Origin of the sequence: Microcoleus sp. AR_TQ3_B6, from assembly GCF_036702785.1 — a bacterium.
Classification (GTDB): Bacteria; Cyanobacteriota; Cyanobacteriia; order Cyanobacteriales; family Microcoleaceae; genus Microcoleus.
The window spans coordinates 1-2,099 of the sequence record NZ_JAUBVJ010000221.1 but is presented as its reverse complement, the minus strand read 5'-3'; the positions used below and the strand labels follow the sequence as shown (position 1 = coordinate 2,099).

The following is a 2,099-nucleotide window of genomic DNA, read 5'->3' as shown; positions in this document are numbered from 1 at the left end:
GGGGGCCTTAGCTCAGCTGGGAGAGCGGTTGCTTTGCAAGCATCAGGTCATCGGTTCGATCCCGATAGGCTCCACCATTTCAGTTTCGTTCCAGAAATGAAGACACTAGTTTCCATCCTCGGATGGATTTTGATGAGGTTTCGGCCTCATTCATCGGCACTTTGACATTGTGAATGGGTTTTTCAATCGATGCCGCGCTGGTTCGATTGACTCTAGGGAAGCGGTTCGCCGCCGACCGATGGTCATGACAATCAACGCATTGATTAATACTGGCTGAGAATGAAAACAATCATCCGCATCACATGCGCAATCTTGACGATCTTCGGATCGATCAGGCTTGTCGTTGGTGGTGTGGACTCTCAAGTGTGAGGTAAGGGCGTTTGGTGAATGCCTTGGCATACAGAGGCGATGAAGGACGTGGCACGCTGCGATAAGCGTTGGGGAGCTGTGAGCAAGCTTTGATCCAACGATTTCCGAATGGGGAAACCCACCCTCACCATTTAATTTCGCTGCCGACTTGTCGGCATCGAAGGTTAAATGGGAAGGGTATCACCGAAGTGAATACATAGCTTTGGTGAAGCGAACCCGGGGAACTGAAACATCTCAGTACCCGGAGGAAAGGACATCAACAGAGACTCCCGTAGTAGTGGCGAGCGAACCGGGACCAGGCCAATGCCTTCGATTCAACTAACAGAAGCTTCTGGAAAGTAGCGCCATAGCGGGTGACAGCCCCGTATGTGAAAGTGATGTCGAAGGATTTGAGTAGGGCGGGGCACGTGAAACCCTGTCTGAACGTAGGGGGACCACCCTCTAAGCCTAAGTACTCCTGTATGACCGATAGTGAACTAGTACCGTGAGGGAAAGGTGAAAAGCACCCCGATGAGGGGAGTGAAACAGTACCTGAAACCGAACGCCTACAAGCAGTAGGAGGGCCCTTGAGGCCTGACTGCGTACCTCTTGCATAATGGGTCAGTGACTTAGTGTAACAAGCAAGCTTAAGCCGTTAGGTGTAGGCGCAGCGAAAGCGAGTCTGAATAGGGCGTCTGAGTTTGTTGCATTAGACCCGAAACCCGGTGATCTAGGCATGACCAGGTTGAAGGTGCGGTAACACGCACTGGAGGACCGAACCGTTCAATGTTGAAAAATTGTCGGATGAGTTGTGTTTAGGGGTGAAAGGCCAATCAAACCGGGAAATAGCTGGTTCTCCGCGAAATCTATTGAGGTAGAGCGTCGGATGAATACCATGGGGGGTAGAGCACTGGATGGATGCGGGGGTCGCGAGATCTACCAATTCTAACCAAACTCCGAATACCCATGAGTAATATCCGGCAGACAGACGGCGGGTGCTAAGGTCCGTCGTCAAAAGGGAAACAGCCCTGACCTACAGCTAAGGTCCCCAAGTCACGTCTAAGTGGGAAAGCATGTGGGAATCCCAAAACAGCCAGGAGGTTGGCTTAGAAGCAGCCATCCTTTAAAGAAAGCGTAACAGCTCACTGGTCTAAATAAGGGTTCCTGCGGCGAAAATGTAACGGGGCTCAAGACGTGCACCGAAGCTTAGGGTGTGTAGCAATACACGCGGTAGCGGAGCGTTCCGTAGGCTGATGAAGCGATCTGGTAATGGGTCGTGGAGGTATCGGAAGTGCGAATGCTGACATGAGTAGCGATAAAGAGGGTGAGATGCCCTCTCGCCGAAATCCCAAGGGTTCCTGCTTAAAGCTAATCTGAGCAGGGTAAGCCGGCCCCTAAGACGAGCCCGAAGGGGGTAGTCGATGGGAACCACGTTAATATTCGTGGGCCTGGAGGTGTGTGACGGATCTCGTAAATTGTCTGACCTTATTGGATTGGTCAGGCTTTGAAGAGGTTCCAGGAAATAGCCCCTCCATTATAGACCGTACCCTAAACCGACACAGGTGGGATGGTAGAGTATACCAAGGCGCTTGAGAGAAGTCTCCTGAAGGAACTCGGCAAATTGCCTCCGTACCTTCGGAAGAAGGAGGCCCCACATCTGGGCAACCAGTTGTGGGGGGCACAGGCCAGGGGGTAGCGACTGTTTAGCAAAAACACAGGGCTCTGCTAAGTCGGCTTCAAGACGACGTATA

Annotated in this window: 1 tRNA gene and 1 rRNA gene; both read left to right on the top strand. The window is 52.1% G+C overall.

Going from position 1 to position 2,099, the window contains the following annotated elements:
- Nucleotide 1 precedes the first annotated feature (1 nt).
- Nucleotides 2-77: transfer RNA gene (locus tag QUB56_RS36780), tRNA-Ala, on the top strand.
- Between the two features lie 283 nt (nt 78-360).
- Nucleotides 361-2,099, top strand: a 23S ribosomal RNA gene (locus tag QUB56_RS36775); the annotation flags it as partial.